The 25,446-nt window shown below is 53.4% G+C and carries 2 protein-coding genes; both read left to right on the top strand.

Going from position 1 to position 25,446, the window contains the following annotated elements; translation table 11 throughout:
• Nucleotides 1-196 precede the first annotated feature (196 nt).
• The gene (locus GURA_RS24985; protein ID WP_011939927.1) at nt 197-21,670 is read left to right on the top strand and encodes an SDR family NAD(P)-dependent oxidoreductase; all 21,474 of its coding nucleotides are present in this window, start codon (nt 197-199) and stop codon (nt 21,668-21,670) included.
• The gene (locus GURA_RS15745; RefSeq protein WP_011939926.1) at nt 21,654-25,442 is read left to right on the top strand and encodes a beta-ketoacyl synthase N-terminal-like domain-containing protein; all 3,789 of its coding nucleotides are present in this window, start codon (nt 21,654-21,656) and stop codon (nt 25,440-25,442) included. The genes GURA_RS24985 and GURA_RS15745 overlap by 17 nt, the downstream gene beginning before the upstream one ends.
• Nucleotides 25,443-25,446: the final 4 nt, after the last annotated feature.

Below are 25,446 nucleotides of genomic sequence, written 5' to 3'. Positions count from 1 at the left end.
CTCGCTTGAAAGGCTCGCTCGGTCAAAAATCGCTGCCCCTGCATACAGGCAAGACAGCCAATGCCAGCTGATCGACCGCTTCGATTGCTTCGAAGAAACCGTTGGGGCCGTCCTCGTGGCGAAAACAGTCCCTCACGCCGCAAAACGTGTCGATTCAACCCCTTGTTTTAAATATGTCTGATCTAGCGGAGGAGTTATGTTGAAATTCAGAAGCTGCCTAAAAGGCAATGAATCTTTTCTTAAAGATCATAAAATAAATGGTAAGAAGATATTGCCGGGGGTTGCCTATCTGGAGATGGCGAGGGCAGCTGTCGAGTCTGCATTAAACCTGGATAAAAGCCAAATGCAGGAAATAGTGTTGAAAAATGTAGCGTGGCTTTTGCCTGTGGTAGTTGAAGATAATCCGGTCAATCTATTTGTCGGAGTAGCAGCGAACGATAACGGTGAAATAGATTTTGAAGTCTGCAGCACCAATGTTGACGGAGAGACTGTTGCGCATAGCTATGGTTCTGCTGAGGTAACCAAAGCAGGTGAGACGGAAAGAATAGCCATTTCAACGATGCTGGAGCAGAGATGGCTCAGAGAGGTGTCGTCGGAAGAGTATTATGAAGCGTTCGGCAAGATGGGAATTGAGTATGGACCCGGGCATCGCGGCATAGAAAGGGTTTATGCTAGGGATGGAGAAGTTCTGGCAAAACTTAGCATGCCGGATTGTGTGAAAAGCGAATCGGACCACTATGTACTCCACCCTTCGATGCTGGATTCTGCATTGCAGGCTGCAATGGGTTTGATTGACGGACTTGGCGAAGTGGCAGTAGTGCCCTATGCCATGGAAAGAGTGGAGATAAAAGGAAAGTGGCATGAATCCATGTGGGCTTTTGCGCGCTACGGAAAGGGAAAAAAGGCTGCGGGTAGGTTAGAGTCCATCGACATTGACCTATGTGATCACGAAGGGAATGTCTGCGTCCGTATGAAAGGTTTGGCAGCAAGGGAGATGAGTGGAGAAAAGGATAAGGACAATAGGGTGATACTGTTTCATCCCGAATGGAAAGAAGAAAAAGCGTCGACTGCCATACCGATGGAGGCATACGCCGAAAAAATTGTAGTTCTGTATGAACCGGGGCCGGCAACGGAAAAGGAGATAGTAGCAAGCCTGGAAGGATCGCGGGTCATTACGTTGCGGCCCGGAAAAGATGGAGTGCCGATCGATGAAAGATATGAAAATTACACGGTCGGGATACTCGAAGAGATTCAAGGCATAGTAAAAAGAAAGCCCGGAAGAGTCCTGATTCAGGCCGTAGTATTCGCTACGGGAGAGGGACGACTGTTCGCCGGGCATGCCGCACTGTTCAAAACAGCACGGCAGGAGCATCCCGATATCGATTGGCAAATGATAGAGCTCGAAGACATTGAAGATGCTGAGAGAGTAACAAAGATACTGAAAGATAACGCGCGGAGCGAAGCGGGGAAATCTATAAAGTATAAAGCTGGCAACAGGTCGATAGCCGAAATGAGAGAGCTGGCAAGCGCCAGAGAAATACCCAGATTGCCGTGGAAAGAAAAAGGGGTGTACCTGATAAGCGGTGGCGTTGGCGGATTAGGTCTAATATTTGCCAGGGACATTGTTGAGAACTTGAAGGAATGCACAATAATATTAGCAGGAAGGTCCGAACTGACTCCCGATAAAGAGTCCATAATACAAGGCTTGAAAGCTAATGGATCGATAGTTAAGTACTACCAGGCAGATGTCACGGATAATGACCAAATTGAGAGCCTTATTAAGGAGGTAGTAGGAAAGTATGGAAGGGTACATGGCATCATCCATAGTGCAGGAGTGATAAGGGATAGCTATATAGTAAAAAAGAATAGAAAGGACGTTGAGCAAGTATTACGTCCAAAAATAAAAGGATTAATGGCGATTGAAGAGGCAATTAGCGGGATGGAGTTGGACGTTCTATTGTTGTTTTCATCCTTGGCGGGGGTGTTGGGAAATGCCGGCCAGTCGGATTACGCTGCTGCGAATGGATTTATGGATGCGTATGCGCAATATCGTAATGAATTGGCAGAGGTAGGACAACGACGAGGAAAGGCGCTGTCGTTAAATTGGCCTTTATGGAAAGAAGGAGGGATGCAGGTAAATCCTGATGCCGAGAAGATGATGCTGCAGTCCTGGGGGATGATCCCCCTGCAGACATCAACCGGCATTCGCGCCTTATATCAGGGCCTGGCCAGCGAAAAAGGACAAGTCCTGGTTATGGAAGGCAGGCTTGGCCGCATCAGACAAAAACTCGACTCCTTGATGACTCCCGCAGGTGCCCAGCCGAAAACCGTTCCCGTAGCATCAGGTACTTTGTCTGAGATCGATTCCAGCAGCCTGCAGGAAAAAGTGCTGTCCATTTTGATGCAGGCAGTTTCCGAATTACTGAGAGTAAAGCTCGCAGATATCGATGCCGATGTCGAACTCAATGATTACGGCTTTGATTCGGTCAGCTTGACTCAGTTTGCCAACACGCTCAACCGGGAATACAAGCTCGAGCTGGCTCCGACGGTTTTCTTCGAATACCCGACCCTCAGCCGCTTTGCCAAATATCTAGTGGAAGCACACAGTTCAGCCTTTAGCTCATCATTAGGAGCACAGACAAATGTTCAGACAAAGGTACAGACTAAGGCTGCCGCGCGCGCCGAGGAGGACCGGGCTGAAGAAACCACCCCTGGCACACGACGGCACCCACGGTTTGCGGTGACGGCTGCGCCAGCCGTAGCGAAACCGTCTGCGTCTTCGTTTGAGCCCGTGGCAATTGTGGGATTGAGTGGCAGGTTCCCGTTCGCATCGGATGTGGATGAGTTCTGGAAAAACCTGATGGACGGCAGGGATTGCATCACGGAGATCCCGAACAGCCGGTGGGATTGGCGGCGCTACTACGGCGATCCCGCGAAAGAAGCGAACAAAACTAACGCCAAATGTGGCGGCTTTATCGACGGCGTTGACGAGTTCGATCCTTTGTTTTTCGGGATTTCTCCCCGGGAAGCCGAGATCATGGATCCCAACCAGCGATTGCTGATGACCCATGTCTGGAAGGCAATAGAAGACGCTGGCTACTCGGCTCAAAGCCTTTCCGGAACCAATACAGCCATCTTCGCCGGAACCGCGACCAGCGGCTACAGCGAGCTGCTTTCTCGGGCCAAGGTAGCCATTGAAGCATATTCCGCCACCGGGGTGGCTGCTTCCGTTGGGCCGAACCGAATGAGTTATTTTCTCAATATCCACGGCCCGAGCGAACCCATTGAAACCGCCTGTTCCAGTTCCCTCGTCGCAATCCATCGCGCAGTCGCCGTACTGCAAGACGGTACCTGTGAGATGGCCATCGCCGGCGGAGTTAATACCATCGTCTCTCCTGAGCTTCACTTAAGCTTCAGCAAGGCCGGAATGCTCTGCGAAGACGGCCGCTGCAAAACCTTTTCGAACCGGGCCAACGGGTATGCCCGGGGCGAGGGGGTCGGCGTGCTCTTCCTCAAAAAGCTCAAGGACGCGGAGCGCGACAACGACCATGTCCACGCCGTAATACGGGGAACTGCCGAGAACCACGGAGGCCGCGCCAATTCGCTCACCGCGCCCAACCCCGTAGCCCAGGCCGACTTGCTGACGTCAGCGTATACCACGGCAGGAATCGATCCGAGGACGGTCGGCTACATAGAGGCCCATGGAACGGGCACCGAGCTGGGCGATCCGATAGAGATCAACGGTCTCAAGGCTGCCTTTAAAGAGCTGTATCGGGCGACGGGAGAACCGGAAGTCACCAGCGCTCATTGCGGATTGGGTTCGGTCAAGACAAATATCGGCCATCTGGAACTCGCTGCCGGAATCGCTGGCGTCATCAAAGTCATTCAGCAGCTCAAATACAAAACCCTCGCCAAAAGCCTTCACTGCGATGTCGTCAATCCCTACATCCAGCTGGAGAACAGTCCCTTTTACATCGTCCAGGAAAACCGGGAATGGAAGGCGTTGCGCGACGGAAACGGCAACGAGCTGCCGCGCCGGGCCGGCGTAAGCTCGTTCGGTTTCGGCGGCGCGAATGCGCACGTGGTAATCGAGGAGTACGTTCCCAAGGATCAGCCTCATGTTGCGATCGCCCCCCCGAATCCCGCCATCATTGTGCTGTCCGCGAAGAATGAAGAACGGCTCAAGGAACAGGCGCAGCTGCTGGTGGCCGCGATCCGGGAACGGCAGTTTTCCGACGCCGATCTCGTCAATATCGCCTACACCCTCCAGGTCGGCAGAGACGCCATGGAGGAACGCCTGGCGCTGATACCGCAATCGGTCCAGGAGCTTTCAGAAGCCCTGACCAAGTATTGTGAGGGTCGGGAAGGCATAGAGAAGCTCTACCGAGGCCAAGTCAAGCCCAATAAAGAGGCCTTGTCAGTTTTTTCGATGGATGAAGAGTTACAGGAAGCCATCGAGAAGTGGATGGAACGGGGAAAATACTCCAGGCTTCTCGGGTTGTGGGTGAGGGGCCAGCAGTTCGACTGGAACAAGCTGTATCGCGACCCGAAGCCCCGTCGCGTCAGTCTGCCCACCTATCCCTTCACCAAGGAGCGCTATTGGGTACCGGAAACCAGAGAACAAAAGCCAGAGTACCAGGAGCAGAGAATACATCCGCTGCTGCATCAGAATGCCTCGGACTTCTCCGAGCAGCGCTTTAGTTCCACCTTTACCGGCGAGGAATTTTTCCTCACTGACCATGTGGTGCGGGGCCGGAAGGTTCTCCCCGGGGTGGCATATCTGGAGATGGCACGAGCGGCACTGGAGCAAGCCGCAGGAGCGGAAGAACCTAAGGCGGGGATACGCCTGAAGAACGTGGTCTGGGCTCGCCCCATTGCAGTCGACGCTCAGCCGGTACGTGTACACATCGGCCTGGTCCCCAACGACACCGGGGAGATCACCTACGAGATATATAGCGACTCCCAAGCAAATGGCGCTGAGCCGTTGGTGCACGGCCAAGGGGCAGCGGAGTTCCTGTCGACTCGCGAGACGTCGACCCTGGATATCGAGGCCTTGCAGGCAGAGTGCACCCAAGAGAGCCTAAGCTCCAGCCAGTGCTACGAGGCCTTCCTACAGATGGGCTTCGAATACGGCCCGGGACATCGGGGGATCGTGGAAGCATATGTCGGTGTGGGGCAGGTATTGGCCAAACTGTCCCTGCCGGATTCGGTTTCCCAAACGGACGGGCAGTATGTCCTGCACCCCAGTTTGATGGATTCGGCATTGCAGGCGTCGATCGGGTTGATACGAGGGCAGGACCAGGGCGGCGCGCTCAAACCCGTTGTGCCTTTTGCCCTGCAGGAGCTTGACGTCCTCGGTACCTGCACGCCCTCCATGTGGACCTTGATTCGCTACGGCAAGGGGAGCAAGCCAGGCGACTCGGTGCAACAACTCGATATCGATGTGAGCGACGAGCACGGCAAAGTGCGGGTCACGATGCGAGGATTGTCATTGAAAGGCCTGGACGGAGAGGTCCGACCCGGAGCTTCAACAGCCATCGGCACCGTGATGCTTGAGCCGGTCTGGAATGAGCAGAGCGTTGCCGAAGAAGCTACCGCAGCCGATCAGGCGGAACATCTTGTGCTGTTGTGCGGGCAGGATGACCTAACCCACGAAGAGGTCACCAGGCTGATGAGCGGGGCGCGCTGCATTTCCTTCCACTCGGAGCAAAAAGGCATAGGGGAGCGGTTCGGCGACTATGCGCTCCAGGCGTTTCAGGAAATCCAAAGCGTTCTCAGAAGCAAGTCTAAAGGGAAGCTACTCGTTCAAGTCGTGTTCTCCGGCCAGGGAGATGGGCAACTCTTCGGCGGGCTGTCGGGTCTTTTAAAGACGGCCCGGCTTGAGAATCCCAATTTCGGCTGGCAGTTGATCGAGGTGGAAACACGGGAGACTTCAGAATCAATCGTAGAGAAACTGAAAGGGAACAGCCGAAGCGCGCTGGATCAGCAGATTCGGTATCAAGGCGGCAAGCGGTTCGTTTGCGGCTGGCGCGAAGTGGCCTCGTTTCAGGAACAAGCCAGCATCCCGTGGAGAGACCGTGGTGTTTATCTGATTACGGGTGGAGCCGGCAACCTGGGACTGATATTCGCCAAGGAGATAGCCAATAGGGTTACCGGCGCAACGCTCATCCTCACGGGAAGATCGCCTTTGAGTGAGGTGAAGCGCGCCCAATTGAGGGAGTTGGAAGCATCGGGTGCACGGGTCGAGTACCAGCAGGTCGACGTCAGCCAGAAAGACGCCGTAGCAGGTCTCATTCAGGCTCTCGTAGAGGAGTTCGGAAGCATCAACGGCATCATCCATGCTGCCGGCGTGACACGAGACAGCTTTATCATCAAAAAGACAAATGAAGAGTTCCTGGAGGTCCTCGGCCCCAAGGTCGGGGGACTGGTTCATCTGGATCAGGCTAGCCAGCACCTGGAGCTTGACCTAGTGCTTCTCTTTTCCTCGGCCGCAGCAGCGGCTGGCAACCTCGGTCAGGCCGACTACGCCGCGGCGAACGCCTTCATGGACGCCTACGCGGCATATCGCAACGACCTGGTGGCCAGAAACGAACGCCGGGGGAGAACCTTCTCAATCAATTGGCCGCTCTGGCAAGAGGGGGGGATGCAGGTTGATGCAGAAACCCGCCAGATGATGCTGCAGACCAGGGGAATGATCCCCCTGCCGACAGCAACCGGGATTGCTGCCTTGTATCAGGCATTGGCCTGCGGCAAGAACCAGATAATGGTAATAGACGGCGACCCGCAACGCGTCACAGCAGGGATCATTGCACAGCCGTCGCGCGCGGAGCTTCGCAAGGACGTCTCTCCGGTAGTTGAAAACGGGGTAGCCCCGGAGGTCACCCAGGATTCGCTTCGGGACAAAGCCTCGGATTATTTCAAGAAGCTTGTTGCAGCGGGTATCAAACTGCCTGCACACCGGGTCGATGTGGATGCCCCGATGGAAAGATACGGCATCGACTCGATCATGGTGCTGCAATTGACCAATGAATTGGAGAAAGTGTTCGGTTCACTGCCCAAAACCCTCTTCTTCGAATACCAGACCATTCAGGCACTGTCCGGGTACTTTCTTGAATCACACCGAGACCAGTTGATGGGATTACTGGAGATCGAGCAGACACCCACAGCTGCTGCCGATACTTCCCAAAATTCCGTCGCCGCGCCAAAACCCGCGCAGCCGGTCGCCAGCAACCGCAGACCTTCGCGGTTCGCGTCTCGCGCTGCAGCGCGGGAGGAAAAGGCCAACGAGGTGTCAGATATCGCCATCATCGGTGTTTCAGGGCGCTATCCGGGAGCAGGAAACCTCGGGGAGTTCTGGAAGAATCTTCGGGACGGCAAAGATTGCATCACCGAGATTCCCAAAGATCGTTGGGACCATAGTCTGTACTTCGACGCCGATAAGAACAAACAGGGAAAGACCAACAGCAAATGGGGTGGCTTCCTGGATGGAGTGGATCTCTTTGACACGCTGTTCTTCAATATCTCGCCGCGCGAAGCCGAGATTATGGATCCGCAGGAGCGACTCTTCTTACAGTGCGTGTATGAAACTCTGGAGAATGCAGGATATACGCGTGAAGCGCTCGGGTTGCATCAGGGTGGTGGCCTCGAAGGCAATGTGGGCGTCTACGTAGGCGTAATGTACGAGGAGTACCAACTCTATGGAGCCCAGGAAACGGCAAAGGGCAGGCCGCTCGCCCTTGCTGGGAATCCCTCGTCGATAGCCAACCGCGTCTCGTATTTTTGTAATTTCCATGGACCCAGCATGGCAGTGGACACCATGTGTTCTTCATCGCTGACCGCCATCCATCTGGCTTGTCAAAGCCTGCAACGGGGCGGCTGCGAGGTGGCGATCGCCGGTGGGGTGAACGTCTCGGTCCATCCCAATAAGTACATGTTTCTCGGCCAAGGCAAGTTTGTATCGAGCAAAGGGCGGTGCGAGAGTTTTGGCGAGGGCGGAGATGGTTATGTCCCAGGAGAAGGCGTGGGAGCGGTGCTGCTCAAACCTCTGGCGAAAGCCGTTGCCGACGGAGATCAGATTTACGGGGTCATCAAGGCGTCCACGATTAATCACGGCGGAAAGACCAACGGTTACACGGTCCCTAACCCGAATGCGCAAGCAAGCGTCATCGGGCGGGCGTTGCAGCAATCCGGGGTACATCCCCGGACCATCAGCTACATAGAAGCCCACGGCACGGGGACCTCATTGGGAGACCCGATAGAGATCGCGGGCTTGGCCAAGACCTTCCAGGAACACACCAAGGAAAAACAGTTCTGCTCCATCGGCTCGGCAAAGTCCAACATCGGGCACTGCGAGAGCGCGGCGGGCATCGCTGGGGTGACGAAGGTGCTGCTTCAGCTCAAGCACCGCCAGTTAGCTCCGTCGCTACATTCCGAAGTGCTGAACCCGAACATAGATTTCAGTACCACGCCTTTCGTGGTTCAACAGCAACTTGCCGAATGGAAGCGTCCGGTCGTCGAGATTAACGGCCAGACCAGGGAATATCCGCGGATCGCCGGTATTTCATCCTTTGGGGCCGGGGGCTCCAACGCTCACGTGGTAATCGAAGAATACATCCCTGAGGGAGGGGAGCGGATCCCGGTCCGGGTCAGCGCACAGCATCCGGCGATCGTCGTATTGTCGGCGAAGAATGAAAAGCGGCTTGAGGAGCAGGCGCGGCGATTGCTGGGGGCGATCCAGGAACGGCAATTCAGCGATGCCGATCTGGCAGATGCGGCGTACACGCTGCAGGTTGGCCGTGAAGCCATGGACGCACGATTGGCAATGGTTGTCGCGTCCATCAAGGACCTGGAAGAGAAACTGAGTGGGTATCTGGATGGCAAGAGTGACCTTGAACATCTTCATAAGGGGCATGTTAAACGGGACAGGGATAACGACAGTGCATGGCTTTACGCCGTCGATGAGGACATGGCAAAAACAATCGACGCCTGGGTCAGCAAAGGAAAGTACGCGCGCCTTCTGGATCTTTGGGTCAAGGGACTCAATTTTGACTGGAACAGGTTGTACGGTGCAGCCAAGCCTCACAGGATCAGCCTTCCCACCTATCCCTTTGCCGGAGACCGGTATTGGGTGCCGGAGATCGCCCAGACCGCCGGCGCATCGGCGCTACTGCCGGTTGCACATTCGATTCACCCTCTGCTGCACCAGAACACCTCGGACCTGACCGAGCAAAGGTTCAGCTCGATCTTTACCGGGGAGGAATTTTTCCTGGCGGACCACGCAGTGAGCGGCGAGAAAATTCTTCCCGTGGCGGCTTATTTGGAGATGGCCCGGGCAGCAGTGGACCGGGCCGCGGGGTCATGGAACCCGTCTCAGAAGGGTATCTCCCTTAAAAACATCGTGTGGGCAAGGCCGATTACCGTAACCGGCCAACCGGTTCAGGTGCATGTCGGCCTTTTCCCCAAAGATAACGGCGAGATTGGCTATGAGATTTACAGCGAATCGACAGAGCATAGCGCTGAGACCATTATCAACAGCCAGGGCAGTGCCCTGTTCGGTCCGGTTGCGGATATTCCGGTTATAAATCTCCTGGACGTGCAATCAGAGTGCGACCGGGAGTTGAGTTCTGCCCAGTGTTACGATGCGTTTAAAACGATGGGAAGCGAGTACGGCGCGAGACATCGAGGCATCGAGAGGGCCTACGCAGGATCCACTACTGTGCTTGCAAAACTCTCGCTGCCTTCCTCGATTTCAGAAACAGAGGATCATTACCTTCTGCATCCCAGCATGCTCGATTCCGCAATGCAGGCCTCACTCCTGATCGTTGGAGAGCCTGCCAGCATGGCGGCGCCAAAACCGATGGTTCCGTCTACTCTGCACCAGCTTGAAATTCTCCAGCGCTGCACCTCTTTGATGTGGGCAGTGATCCGGTCCGGCAACAGCGGCGAAGCCGCGGGCAGGGCTAACAACGTTGATGTCGATCTATGCGATGAGAACGGGAGCGTTTGCGTCCGTATGAGGGGACTCTCTTTCCGGGTACTCGAAGGCGGGCAGGGCACGGTCGGCGCAGCGGCGGATCAAGAAACCTTGGTGCTTAAGCCGGTCTGGGAGGCACCGGCCGATGTTAAGGAAGGCAGAGCGCCGGAGTATGCCGGGCATCTGGTCATCCTTTGCCAGATGAGCAATGTCCTGAAAGAAGGAGTTGAAGTTCAAATGGACGGAGTTCGTAGCCTCATCATCAGCTCTGAAGAGCGGGAGATGGAAAAGCGCTTCCCGGTCTATGCACAGCAGGTATTCGAACAAATCCAGAGCCTGCTGAATGAGAAACCTAAAGGCAAAGTTCTGGTTCAGATGGTAATTCCCAATAATGGGGAGGGAAATCTTCTGGCCGCGCTCAATGGAGTACTAAAAACAGCGCACCAGGAGAATCCCAAGCTGACCGGCCAACTGATCGCAGTGGATTCGACGGAAGATGCAGACAAAACAGTAGAAAAGCTGAAATACAACAGCCGGTGTCCTGCCGACGATCGGGTCCGCTACGAGGAGGGGAAACGGCAGGTCGTCCGCTGGAAGGAAATAGGGGTCTCCCAGGCCTCCGTGGGCATGCAGTGGAAGGAGCAAGGCGTCTATCTCATCACCGGCGGAGCAGGCGGCTTAGGGTTTATTTTTGCCAAAGAACTGGCTCGGAAGGCAAACGGCATCACCCTCATCCTGACCGGCAGGTCCGCGCACGGCGATGCGAAACAGGCACTACTCCAAGAGCTGGAAAGCCTGGGTGCGCGGGCCCAATACCGGCAAACGGACGTAACTGAAAGGAACTCGGTCGAGCAGTTGGTTAAATCCATCGTGGATGATCATGGGAACCTCAACGGGATAATTCATAGCGCCGGCGTAAATAAAGACAATTTCATCATCAAGAAGACGGTGGAAGAATTTCACGAAGTGCTGTCCCCAAAAGTCGCGGGACTCGTGAACCTGGATTACGCCAGCAAGGATCTTGGCCTGGACTTTTTCGTTTTGTTTTCCTCTGTTGCAGGCGCCTTCGGCAGTCCAGGCCAGGCAGATTACTCCACGGCCAACGCATTCATGGATTGTTATGCCGCACAGCGCAACGCCCTGGTTCAGAAAGGGGAGCGTTTTGGTGCAACACTCTCTATTAACTGGCCGCTCTGGCGGGAAGGCGGCATGCAGGTCGACGCTGAGACAGAGAAGATGATGCAGCACAAACTTGGCCTAAGACCCTTGCCGAGCCTAGCCGGCATCCAGGCATTCCATACTGGCTTAGTCGCCGGGTTCGACCAGACCTTAGTGTTGCATGGTAATAGAGCCCGGATACAGGAACAGTTGCTGGATACTATCTCGGAACTCCCTTCTTCTCCCGGTGACGAATTGATACTGCAAGCTGATTCTCTAGTGCTCAAAGAAAAAGTCGTCTATCAACTCAAGGTGCTGTTGGGGAGGGTTGTAAAATTATCGGCCCATAGGATAGATGCGCACGAGCCTCTGGAAAGCTATGGGATTGATTCGATCATGATCACCCAATTGAATCAGGAGCTTGCCAAAATTTTCGGCGAGCTGTCAAAAACCCTATTTTATGAGTATCAAGATCTGGATGCCTTGGCGGCGTATTTCATCACCGGCTATCCACAACGGTGCCTGCAATGGACGGGACTTCGAGATTCGATCCCGACAGGACAAAAGGCGTCAGCAGAGGATCTGCATCAAGATGGTGATTTCCCTGTCCTTACGTCCTTTAAAATAGCGAAAACATCCAGGCGGAGTTTCAGCGGAACTCAGGAAAACCATGGCAATCGAGAGCCTATCGCGATCATCGGGATGAGCGGTCGTTATCCCCAGGCCGATAACCTGGGCGATTATTGGGAGAATTTAAAAGCAGGCAGGGATTGTATTACAGAGATCCCCGAAGACCGCTGGCCGCTGGACGGATTTTACCATGCAGACCCTCAGGAAGCCGTGGAAATGAGAAAAAGCTACAGCAAATGGGGCGGCTTTGTGCGTGGATTTGCGGATTTCGATCCGTTGTTTTTCAATATTTCTGCCCTAGATGCCATAAATACCGACCCTCAGGAACGGTTGTTTATTCAATCCTGCTGGGAAGTGTTCGAGGATGCCGGATACACAAGAGAGCAGCTTGCGGCACAGTTCAAGGGCCGGGTCGGCGTCTTTGCCGGAATTACCAAGAATGGTTTTGCTTTATACGGCCCTGACTTATGGAGGCAGGGTGAAACCATCAGCCCCCGCACCTCATTTAGCTCGGTTGCAAATCGAGTTTCCTATCTCTTTAACTTGCGTGGTCCGAGCATGGCGGTCGACACCATGTGTTCCGCCTCGCTCACTGCAATTCATGAGGCATGTGAGCATCTGCACCACAAAGAATGCGAGATGGCGATCGCTGGCGGGGTAAATCTGTATCTGCATCCGGCGAGCTATGTCGAGCTTTGCGCCCTACAGATGCTTTCCACCGACGGACAGTGTAAAAGCTTCGGCCTGGACGGCAACGGATTTGTACCGGGGGAAGGAGTGGGCGTCGTCTTACTGAAGCCTCTGTCCCGGGCGATCGCCGATCGCGACCAAATTCATGCCGTTATCCGCGGCAGCAGAACCAATCATGGCGGCAAAACCAACGGATATACCGTTCCCAGCCCGGTCGCCCAGGGTGAACTCATCCGGGAGACACTGGATAAAGCCGGGATACATGCCCGGGCAGTCAGTTATATAGAAGCTCATGGGACAGGAACCAAGCTGGGCGACCCAATAGAGATAACGGGGCTGGCACAGGCCTTCCACAAGGATACCGCCGACACGGGATACTGCGCTATTGGATCAGTAAAGTCCAATATCGGCCATCTGGAAGCAGCAGCAGGCATAGCAGGCGTAACCAAGATCGTATTGCAGATGAAACATCGCTCCCACGTGCCGAGTCTGCACTCGGTGAACCTGAACCCGAACATCGATTTCGCCAAGACTCCCTTTACCGTTCAGCAAGAGCTGTCCGAATGGGTACGTCCGGTTGTTGAGATTGACGGGGAAACCCGTGAGTATCCGAGGATAGCGGGGATTTCTTCCTTCGGAGCAGGAGGATCCAATGCCCATGTGATACTCGAGGAATATGCTCCTGGAGACGAAGAGCGTACCCGCGTTGCCATTAACGCCCAGCATCCCGCGCTCATTGTGCTGTCGGCCCGGGACGGTGAGCGGCTGCGTGCCAGCGTTGAGCGTTTGCTGGGTGCGCAAAGCTCTCAGCGTTTTACCGATGCGGACCTGGCGGATGTGGCGTACACCCTGCAAATCGGCCGGGAAGCAATGGAAGAGCGGATGGCTTTGATCGTTGCAACGGTCAGTGAACTGGAACAGAAGCTAAAGGATTATCTGAACGGCAAGGATGACATCGAAGGCCTCTCCATGGGTCAGGTGAAGCGCGATAACGATATGTTGGCGGTGTTTACTGCTGACGATGACATGCAGGAAGCTATCGGCAAATGGATCAGGAAAAGAAAATACTCAAAAGTTCTGGATCTTTGGGTTCAGGGAATACCCGTTGACTGGAACGTGCTCTACGGCGACAGCACCCCTCGCCGGATCAGTCTACCCGCATATCCCTTTGCCGGTGAGCGCTATTGGCTGCCCGAGATCAAAGGACAGAGGTTGGACGCTGCAGGCCAGGGGGCACCAGGAAGCGGCAACGCCTTACATCCCCTGCTGCATCAGAACACCTCGGACCTAACCGAGCAGAGATTCAGTTCGACCTTTACCGGGCAGGAATTCTTCCTTTCCGACCACGTAGTCAGGGGCGAGAGGGTGTTCCCAGGGGTGGCGTATCTGGAGATGGCGCGGGCCGCGGTGGACCGGGCTGCGGGGGGCCTGAAGCAGGCTTTGACGGGGATCTCCCTCAAACATGTCGTGTGGGCAAGACCGATCATCGTCAATGACCGGCCGGTTCAGGTGCATATCGGTCTTTTCCCTGAAGACAACGGGGAGATTGGCTATGAGGTTTACAGCGAGTCACCTGAGGCAGGCACTGTGGTACATAGCCAGGGGCAGGCAAAGCTTCTGCCTTCCTCGGGGAAATCAACGTTGGATATTAGCGCCTTACGGGCCGCGTGTAACCTAGGGACCCTGACGCCCGCCCAATGCTATGGTGGATTCAGGGCCATGGGGATCGAGTATGGCAGCGGACATCGCGGCATTGAGCACATCTTTGTCGGTGCCAACCAGGCGCTTGCCAAGCTGTCCCTGCCTTCCTCAGTCTGCCAAACGGTAGATCAGTTCGTTCTGCATCCCAGCATCATGGATTCCGCGTTCCAGGCATGCGCTGGCCTCATGGACTCATTCGGCAGCCAGGCAGCTTCTGGCAGCGCTCCGTCCAAGCCGATCCTGCCCTTTGCCTTGCAGGAACTGGAAATCCTCGGCAGGTGCAGCTCCTCGATGTGGGCATTGATTCGATACGGCAACGGGAGCAAGCCAGGCGATGCGGTGCAAAAAATAGATATCACGGTATGCGACGAACACGGCAACGTGCAGGTTGTGATCAAGGGGCTATCGTTGCGCAGCCTGGAGGGAGAGGTCCCTTCAGTAGGCGCCTCTGCAAGCATAGGAACCCTGATGCTTGAGCCGGTCTGGAACGAGCAGGCTCTTGCTGAAATAGCCACGGCGCCCGATCTGGCGACACATCTGGTGCTGTTGTGCGGGCTGGAAAACGGTATTCCGGAAGCCGTCACAAGCCAGATGAGCGGGACACGCTGCGTTGCCCTGCAATCGGAGCAAAAAGGCATAGAGGAGCGCTTCACGGACCATGCAGCCCGGCTGTTCGCAGAACTCCAAGGGATTCTGAGAGAAAAGCACCGGGGGAGCGTGCTGGTCCAAGTCGTATTGCCTGCCGACCCCGAAGGCCTTCTGTTCACGGGCCTCCTGGGCCTCCTCAAATCCGCCCGCATGGAGAATCCGAGGCTCATCGGGCAGTTGATAGAAGTGGAAGCACGGGAAACCTCGGAATCGATCGTAGAGAAACTGAACCAGAACAGCCACGATCCCTTGGCTACTCATATTCGCTATCGTGATGGCAAAAGGTTTGTTGCCGGGCTGAGCGAACTGGAAGTACCGGGCGCAGAAGAAAACATTCCCTGGAAGGAAGGCGGCGTTTACCTTATTACCGGCGGAGCCGGAGGACTGGGAATGATTTTCGCCGGAGAGATCGCGCATAAGGTCAGGAGCGTGACCCTCGTTCTTACCGGTAGGTCCTCCCTCAACGACGAGAGACGATCCCGGTTAAAGGAACTGGAAGGAGCGGGCGCGAGGATCGTCTATAAAGAGGTCGATGTCACCCGGCGCGAAGCCGTTGCCGAATTGATCCAAAACATCATGAAGGAGTTCGGGACGCTCACCGGCATTATCCATGCGGCCGGGGTCGTCCGTGACAACTTCATCATAAAAAAGACACAGGAAGAGCTCTTAGAAGTCCTCGCACCCAAAGTCATGGGGCTGGTGAACCTGGATCAGGAAACGAAGCATCTAAACCAGGATCTCTTCATACTGTTTTCCTCCGGAGCTGGACTTCTCGGCAATATCGGTCAGGCCGACTACGCTGCGGCGAACGCCTTCATGGATGCCTATGCAGCATATCGCAACGGCCTGGTGGCCAGAAACGAACGCCTGGGCAGAACCTTTTCGATCAATTGGCCGCTCTGGCAAGAGGGAGGCATGCGGATCGATGCGAAAACCGAGAGCATGTCGCTGCAACGCACGGGGATGATCTCCTTGCAGACGCAGACGGGTATCAGGGCCTTGTATCAGTGCCTGGCCTGCGGCAGGGATCAGGTCATGCCGCTGGAAGGGGATGTCGAGCGACTCCGTGCCGTGCTTTTGGACCGACAGGACGCTACCGAGACCTCGACGTTAAGCTGTGCCGCAGAGGAGGGAAAAACAGTTCCGGCAGTTGCACAGGATCTGCTTCAGGAAAAGGCCACCGACTATCTCAAGAAGCTGATCTCTTCCGTCATCAAGTACCCTGCCAGTAAGATCGACGCCAATGCTCCGATGGAAAAGTACGGAATTGACTCGATCATGGTAATGCAATTGACCAATCAGCTGGAAAAAGCATTCGGTTCATTGCCCAAAACCCTCTTTTTCGAGTACCAGACCATCCAGGCATTGTCCGGGTACTTTCTTGAATCGCACCGTGATCAATTGATGGGATTGCTGGAAATAGAGCAGAAACCCACAACTGCTGCCGATTCCTCCCAAAATTCCGTTGCCGCGCCCAAATCCGTGCAGACGGCCGCCCTTAACCGCAGGCAGGCGCGGTTCGCCTGCCGCGCTGAATCGCAGGAGGAAAAAGCCAACGAGGAGTCAGATATTGCCATCATCGGTGTTTCCGGGCGCTATCCGGGCGCGGAAAATATCGGGGAGTTCTGGAAGAATCTCCGGGACGGCAAGGATTGCATCACCGAGATTCCCAAAGAGCGCTGGGACCATAGTCTGTACTTCGACGCCGATAAGAACAAGAAGGGAAAGACCTACAGCAAGTGGGGAGGGTTCCTGGATGGAGTGGATCGCTTTGACACGCTTTTCTTCAATATCACGCCGCGTGAAGCCGAGATATTGGATCCGCAGGAGCGACTATTCTTACAGTGCGTGTATGAAACCCTGGAGAATGCAGGATACACGCGAGAAGTTCTGGGGACTGGCCTCGACGGTAACGTGGGCGTCTATGTCGGCGTAATGTACGAGGAGTACCAACTCTACGGGGCCCAGGAAACAGCCTTGGGCAGGCCGCTCGCCCTTTCCGGTTCCCCCTCGTCGATAGCCAACCGCGTATCGTATTTTTGTAATTTCCATGGACCCAGCATGGCAGTGGACACCATGTGTTCTTCATCGCTGACCGCCATCCATCTGGCTTGTCAAAGCCTGCAACGGGGCGGCTGCGAGGTGGCGATCGCCGGTGGGGTGAACGTCTCGGTCCATCCCAATAAGTACATGTTTCTCGGCCAAGGCAAGTTTGTATCGAGCAAAGGGCGGTGCGAGAGTTTTGGCGAGGGCGGAGATGGTTATGTCCCAGGAGAAGGCGTGGGAGCGGTGCTGCTCAAACCTCTGGCGAAAGCCGTTGCCGACGGAGATCAGATTTACGGGGTCATCAAGGCGTCCACGATTAATCACGGCGGAAAGACCAACGGTTACACGGTCCCTAACCCGAATGCGCAAGCAAGCGTCATCGGGCGGGCGTTGCAGCAATCCGGGGTACATCCCCGGACCATCAGCTACATAGAAGCCCACGGCACGGGGACCTCATTGGGAGACCCGATAGAGATCGCGGGCTTGGCCAAGACCTTCCAGGAACACACCAAGGAAAAACAGTTCTGCTCCATCGGCTCGGCAAAGTCCAACATCGGGCACTGCGAGAGCGCGGCGGGCATCGCTGGGGTGACGAAGGTGCTGCTTCAGCTCAAGCACCGCCAGTTAGCTCCGTCGCTACATTCCGAAGTGCTGAACCCGAACATAGATTTCAGTACCACGCCTTTCGTGGTTCAACAGCAACTTGCCGAATGGAAGCGTCCGGTCGTCGAGATTAACGGCCAGACCAGGGAATATCCGCGGATCGCCGGTATTTCATCCTTTGGGGCCGGGGGCTCCAACGCTCACGTGGTAATCGAAGAATACATCCCTGAGGGAGGGGAGCGGATCCCGGTCCGGGTCAGCGCACAGCATCCGGCGATCGTCGTATTGTCGGCGAAGAATGAAAAGCGGCTTGAGGAGCAGGCGCGGCGATTGCTGGGGGCGATCCAGGAACGGCAATTCAGCGATGCCGATCTGGCAGATGCGGCGTACACGCTGCAGGTCGGCCGAGAAGCCATGGATGCACGGTTGGCATTGGTGGTCGCGTCGATCAAGGAGCTGGAAGAGAAACTGAGTGGCTTCCTGGACGGCACGAATGACATCGAAGACCTCTATAAGGGCAACGTTAAACGTGACAACGATAGTGCATGGCTTTACGCCGTCGATGAGGACATGGCAAAAACGATCGACGCCTGGGTCAGCAAAGGAAAATACGCACGACTTCTGGAGCTTTGGGTCAAGGGGATGCATTTTGACTGGAACAGGTTGTACGGTGCTGCCAAGCCTCGCAGGATCGGCCTTCCCACCTATCCTTTTGCCGGCGAACGGTATTGGGTGCCGGAAATGGCCCAGTCATCCGTGGCAGGGGTCGCCCCTGCTGTGGTCTCCGACAGCCAAAGGGAAAGAGTAATCCTGATTAAAGACTGGCAGCAAAAGAATGCGGGCGCAGCGTCGGATATTCCCTCCGGCCTGATAATCGTCTTGGGAACCGCGGCAACAGCGGAGCTTGCAGCCGAGCTCTTCAGCCAGAGAACCGACATTCGGGCAATCCATGTTGTTCACGACGCATTGTCGTCGAGCGACGCGATACCCACTGATTTTTATTCGGCTTCGGCAGGGGAGGATCTGTATCACCAGATCAGGGAGCGGAGACTTAACCGGAAGCTGCTCGGCGTAATCGACCTTACCGCATATGACAGCGAGTATGAACGATCTGTTGCGGTCGAGTCCGGGAAAATAGCATTTCTGCAAAAGCTGATCGAGTATGATCGGAGCGAAAGATTTACGCTCTTACAGGTCACACATGCATTGCACGCTTTTCACCTAGCAACGACGACCCTGCAAGGCGCTCGTCTGGCCGGGCTGTACCGCATGTTAGGCTCAGAGTACAAGCAAATCCTTTCTCTCACGATGGATAGTGATTGCCCGCTGGCAATGAAGGAGAAACTGGCGGCGCAGATCAAAAACGAATTTGCCAATACCTGCCAGGAGCATGTTTCCGAGAGTTGTTATCGAAACGACAGGCGGTACGAACCCCAATTAAGGATAGGTCAGACCGATGTAGACATTGAGAAGAACTATCCAGAAACGGAGCGCTATCGGTCCGTGGACGTCATTCTCATCACCGGCGGATCGCGCGGGATAGGTGCGTCGATTGCTGAGCATCTCGTTTCGCAGGGCTGCCGGAACCTCGCCATTCTGGGCCGGGAAGCATTGCCGGAACAATCCGAGTGGAAAACGGTGCTTGAACGGAACGACATGCCGGAAATGTCTGAAAAACTCCGGCGCATGCAATCCTTCGTCGAGCAGGGAGTGCGAGTCCGCTATTACACCACGCCACTCACGGACCAGGACGGGTTACGGGATATGGTGGACGACATCCATCGGCATGCCGGCCCCCTCACCGGTATATTCCACTGCGCGGGTGTCACCGGCAAAAAACCTGTGTTTTTCAACAAAACCTACTCGGAGATCGAGTCGGTGTGCGAGCCCAAGATGACCGGCCTTGCCACCCTGCACAAGGTAGTAGAAACCGAGCCGTTGGCGTTTTTCATATTGTTTTCGTCCATATCAAGCGTCGCCCCTACCTTATCCACAAGTCAAAGCGACTATGCCATGGCCAATGCCTATATGGACTATTTCGCCGAGTATCAAGCCAGCCACGGCCATGCCTATGTGAAGTCGATTCAGTGGCCTGCCTGGGGCGAAACAGGCATGGCGGCAAACGGACAGCAAACCCCGGCGTATAAGAAGACAGGCCTTGCCCTTGTTTCAACCGCAAACGGCTTAATGCTCTTGGATGTTATTAAAAATGGTTCCTACAGGGTGTCCTTGCCCTGTGTCGTCATTCCTCACGAATTCAGACATGATCAGTTGTTGAAAACGACGCTGAAGGTTGACCTGCAACCCGCGCGCGCTGTTTCTGCTGCGCCCCAATTGCCTCCAGCGCACCGGTTGACAGCAGGTGTAAAGGAGTCCGTCCGTCAGTGGCTGCGAAACACATTCATGACGGAATTGAAGCTGACGGCAGATCAACTGGATGAAGACACGTCCTTTGACGACTACGGTATCGATTCGATCATGTTCGCCCAATTGGTGCAGACACTCGAAAAAGGAGTGCAGGGCAAATTGGATCCTGCCTTGCTTTTCGAGCATACCACCCTGGCAGCCTTGACGGATTACTTCAGTGCTCATCACGCAGATCAGTTCCAGGCTGACCTCGCAGCGAGCACTCCCGCGGAAGCTGCACTTAGCGAAGACAGCACTGCTCAGATGAAAGAGCCGGCGTTTGAGGGGCTTGGCGGAAATGAGCCAATTGCTCGCAATGAAATAGTCACGGCGCCGGAAGATATTGCGGTCGTCGGGATATCCTGCCGGTTCCCTGATTCACCAACCAAAGAGGCCTATTGGGAATTGCTGGCAAAGGGGGAGAAGGCGATCCGTGAGGTGCCGGAAAACCGGTGGGAAAGCAATGGCAGGAGGGATTATGGCGGTTGGATCGATGACATCGATATGTTTGATCCGGAGTTCTTTAAGCTGAAGGAAAACGATGCGATGATCATGGATCCGCAAGCCAGGGTGGTACTGGAAGAGGGTCTGAAGGCGATTTATGACGCTGGATATGAAAGTAAGGACGTCTCCGGGCAAAGGGTCGGAGTTTACCTAGGAGGGCGTGCCCAGATAACTCAGGACATCGAAAAGGTTCTGGAGGCCACTAATCCGATATTGGGGCTGGGACAGAACTATCTAGCGACCAACATTTCTCGGTTTCTAAATATAACCGGTCCGAGCCTGGTGGTAGACACCGCGTGTTCGTCAGGATTAACGGCAATATCGATGGCATCGGATACCTTGAAAAACGGACGGATAGATATGGCAATGGCGGGTGCGGTAAACCTGATATTGAATCCATTTACCCATCGACTGTTTGAGGCCAGAAAAATACTGAGCAAAAACGGAGATTTCAAAATATTTGAGAAGCAAGCAGGTGGAGAAGTACTGGGAGAAGGAGCAGGCGTAGTCGTATTGAAGAGGTTAAGCGATGCAGTAAGGGACGGGAATAAGATTTATGGAGTCATCAAGGCGATAGCGGTGAACAACGATGGAAGGACATTGGGTCCTGGTTCGCCTAACATGGAGACTCAAAAGCAGGTAATGAAAGAGGCCCTGGAGCTTAGCGGGAAGACGCCGGAAGACATAGGTTATATCGAGGTCAATGGCGGCGGCTCACCTGTGGTAGATTCAATAGAAATCAGAGCGCTGTCGGAAATATACCGGTTGGATGACAAAAAAATGAAGTCATGCGTAGTGGGATCTATAAAGCCCAATATAGGACACCTTCTGCTGACTTCAGGGTTGGCCGGATTCATACGGTGCATGCTCAGCCTTGAAGAGAAGAAGATACCGCCGTTTTTATCGGCGCTGGAGCCGTTTGAGCATTACGATTTCACCGCGTCCCGTATAGCTTTCAATCGGGAATGTTCCGACTGGCTAATAGAGTCGGGGCGTAAGCGCATTGCTGCTCAGAATTCATTCCCCGATGGAGGTACAAACTGCCATGTGATCATGGAAGAATTTGTTCCGGAAGTGAACTATACCCAGCGGCTGTTCTCTCTGGCAGCTCCGGCAATGAATAAACGTAGCTTTGCATCATCACGAACTGTCACGTTTCAGCAAGACTCACTGGTGAAGTCGACTAACGAAGACAGTATAGACGATTTCATTGACAGGTTTAAGTCGATCGATAATCAGATGATAAATCTTGAAGCTGTGCAGTCTTCGGTTAAAAACGTCTGGGGAGAGTTTGATGAAAAAAATATTTAACTTCCAGTTGACCTTAGATAACCCGATAGTGAAGAGCCACCAGGTATATGGTCACTCTGTATTACCAGGGTTGGCATACATTGATATGTTGTATCAATTGGCGAAAGACGGGTTAAACCTAAGTAGTGATGATCACTGCTTGAAAAGGTTAGCCATATACAAACCACTGGTGGTGAGCAAAGAAAAACCGGTCCGCGTGAAAATTACTTTCGAAAGAAAGCAAAGAAACTGGAAGATTAGTGTTGCAGGTGTGGAGACCGACATCCACAAAGAATCGCAGGCAGGGATGCTATATGTGACGGCGGAATTGCAGAAGAAAGTGGATTTCCTCGAAGAGGTAATTGACGTAGAAGCTGTGAAGCAGCTTTCTACCAAAACCTATGACATGGAGACAACATATTCCGAAGCGCGCAAGGCCGGATTAGTCCATCAGGGGATGATAAAGGCTACAGGCAATGTTTATATAACTGATAGCGGCTGCTTAATAGATGTAAACGCAAATCTAGCGAACCAAGATACGGCACAGAATTATCTGTTTCACCCCGCTTTAATGGATGGTGCGGCTATGTCATCCATGATATTGATTAGAGAGGGGATGCCTGACAGTATAGCTGATCTATATCTCCCCTTATCTTATGAGACTTTTTACAGTAAAGGACCATTGTTGGACCGTTGTTACGTGAGAATCGAAAGATCCTCGATTCGCACAGTGAATGATATTACTACCGTAGATATGGACTTCTTTGACACGGGAGGCCATCTTACCGCAAAACTGAGCGGGCTGACTATCAAACTTGTGAAAGACCCGAGCCAAATAGACCCTGAACGGGTAAAGGCGGAACAGGCGGAAAGGGATGACAACATCAGTTCCCCAGTCCATGAAGACGGAGGAAACGTAAGGCATGCCAGCCTTCCCTCTGTAGAGGAACCGCTGAAGAAGATTTTCGCGAAATATGTAAATACAAACATGGATCAGCTTGAGAATCTGGGCTTCTTAGAATTGGGCATGGAATCTTCTCAGCTTTTGGAATTGGTCAAAGATATAGAGGAACAATTTGAACTGTCGCTAAGTCCCAGCCTGTTGTTTGAATATAGTAACTTCATTGCCTTGGCCGGTTATCTGGAGAAAAAACTGGCTGAAGGTGGGACGAAAAGTCAAAACTGGAGTACTGAAAGCGGAACGCTCACAATTCCTTCGGATAAATATGAATTTTATGGTAGTGAACCTTTTTTGCAGGACCACCAGGTGTATGCACGCCCAGCGATCATGGGAGTGACTTACCCCTGCCTTGCTATAGAAACTTATTTGAAAAACAATCCTGAAGGATACCCGCTGGGCCTCAGAAATATCCGTTTTTACGGCGGACCTGTAGGATTGAATAAAAATGAAACCGTTGAAGTTGAAGTGAAGTCCAAAGGGGTAAACGGTTTTGAAACTCTTTTCGGTACAAGTAATAAAGAAAGGAACTGTGCGGGAGATTTTATTGGAACGGTTGACAGCATCCCTGAGAGATTGGAGATTCAATCCATTGTTAGCCAATCTAAAATGTTTGCGCCAGGAACCATCGAAAAAATATACAAGATGATTCATGACATAAAAATTGAAAAAACGCTGAAGACAATAGAAGCTTTGTATGCGTATGACAAGGTCACATTGGTTGCAAAGATTACTATGGCAGGTAGTCAGAAGAGGGGAAACAGTGAGAACCTCGTATTCGATCCCCTCTTGTTAAATAGTTGCTATCTCATGGCCGATCCGGTTACCGTTGATCCTGAAATTAAAGTGCCCTTATCGATCGACAGCATTACGGTCTACAGACCGACTACAGAGATAGCGTATGTCATTAAAAAAATCCGCGTTGAAAAATCGGATTACATATCGTTCGATGCGATAGTAGTGACTGAAACAGGTGAGATGATAGCCAAGATACTAAACGCAACACTGCAGAAAGTAGGATCTTCTGTGCAGTTGAAAAACCTAGATCCAGTCTTGAATGGAAACATTGAGAAGAAAAAAGGACCAGCTGATATAGCGATTATCGGGGTATCCGTTCGGTACCCTGGTGCCAGCCATATAAACGAATTCTGGAATAATCTGAAAGAAGGTAAATCCAACATAACCGAGATACCGCAGGAGCGTTGGAATTGGAGGGAATATTTTGACAAGGAGAAAGGGAAAGCAGGAAAGATGTACAGCAAGTGGGGTGGATTTTTAGAAGATATAGACAAATTCGATCATCAATTTTTCAATATATCACCCCGTGAAGCACAGATCATGGATCCTCAGGAGAGGCTGTTTTTACAGGAAACCTATAGCTGTATTGAAAATGCGGGTTACACGCCGGACACCATCTGTGATAGTCGAAAAATCGGGGTCTTTGTTGGTGTAATGAACGCAGACTATTTCAAGGGCAGTCATCCCTTTGTAATCGCAAATAGAGTTTCGTACACCTATAATTTCCAAGGTCCGAGTATGGTTGTCAATAGCGCCAGTTCCTCCTCACTGACAGCGGTCCATTTGGCGCTCGACAGCCTCCATAGCGGTGCCTGCGATCGCGCTATCGCAGGCGGTGTCAATCTGATTTTGTCGCCCAATCACTATACGATACTCTCAGCCCTGGGTGTCCTTTCAGCTACAGATCGCTGCAGTGCCTTTGGAGCAGAAGCAGATGGGTTTGTTACAGGTGAAGGGGTCGGAGCGGTTCTGCTTAAACCTTTAGCTCAGGCTATCAATGACGGCGACAACATATATGGAATTATCAAGGGCAGTATGATCAATAACGGTGGCAGGACGAATGCGTTCATGGCGCCGAATCCCGTGTCCCAGGGTCAAGTCATTCGGGAGGCAATAGAACGGTCGGGTGTAAATGCAAGATCCATTAGCTATATCGAGGCCAACGGGACAGGGACACCTCTTGGCGACCCGGTTGAAATATCAGGATTGACCAAAGCGTTTCAACATCACACAGATGACAAACAATTTTGTGCGATAGGATCCGTAAACTCAAACATTGGTCATTGCGAATGCGCGATCGGAATCGCAGCCTTGACCAAAGTATTATTGCAAATGAAACACGGCAAAATCGTTCCAAGCCTCTTCGCGGAAAATTTGAACCCTCATATTGATTTCGAGAACACCCCTTTTGTCGTGCAAAGGGAATTGACTGAGTGGAAAAGCGATGCTCCGAGAATCGCGGGAGTTTCATCGTTTGGAGCTGGTGGGTCGAACGCGCATGTTGTTGTAGCAGAGTTTGTCGGCAAAGATGACGACTCGTGCAATGTGAGCGAGGGTACGCCGGCGATATTTGTGGTATCGGCGCAGAATGCGGAAAGGCTGAACGAGCGTGTGAAGGATTTGATAGAGTGGCTCGAAGGAGAGACGTTTGGAGATGAAAGGCTAATGCAGGTTGCCTATACGTTGCAGGTAGGACGTGAGGCCATGAAAAGCAGGCTAGGATTCACAGCAAAAACGAATAAAGAGGCGATCGAGAAACTCACCTGCTATTTAAACAGAGAAAATAACAATGCCCGGATATTCTTTGGGCAAGCCAAAAAGCATAGCAAGATGCCATCAGCAACGCCGGCCGACGGAAAAGAGCAGGAAGCAGTCCATAAGTGGATGAGTAGTAGGAATTATGAAAAGCTGGCAGCCCTCTGGGTTAAGGGCTCTGTCATAGACTGGAACAAGCTGTACGAAGGCAAAAAGCCACGGAGAATAAGCTTGCCGTCATATCCCTTTGCCCAAGAGAGTCACTGGATGGTAATGCCCTGATTTT

It is taken from the genome of Geotalea uraniireducens Rf4 (assembly GCF_000016745.1).
In the GTDB taxonomy this organism is placed as follows: Bacteria; Desulfobacterota; Desulfuromonadia; order Geobacterales; family Geobacteraceae; genus Geotalea; species Geotalea uraniireducens.
This window is presented reverse-complemented; position numbering and strand designations above follow the sequence as displayed.

What these genes read in the sequence shown, in the direction of transcription:
- GURA_RS24985 (WP_011939927.1), top strand. Translation starts at nt 197, where the DNA reads ATGTTGAAATTCAGAAGCTGCCTAAAAGGCAATGAATCTTTTCTTAAA.
- GURA_RS15745 (WP_011939926.1), top strand. Translation starts at nt 21,654, where the DNA reads ATGAAAAAAATATTTAACTTCCAGTTGACCTTAGATAACCCGATAGTG.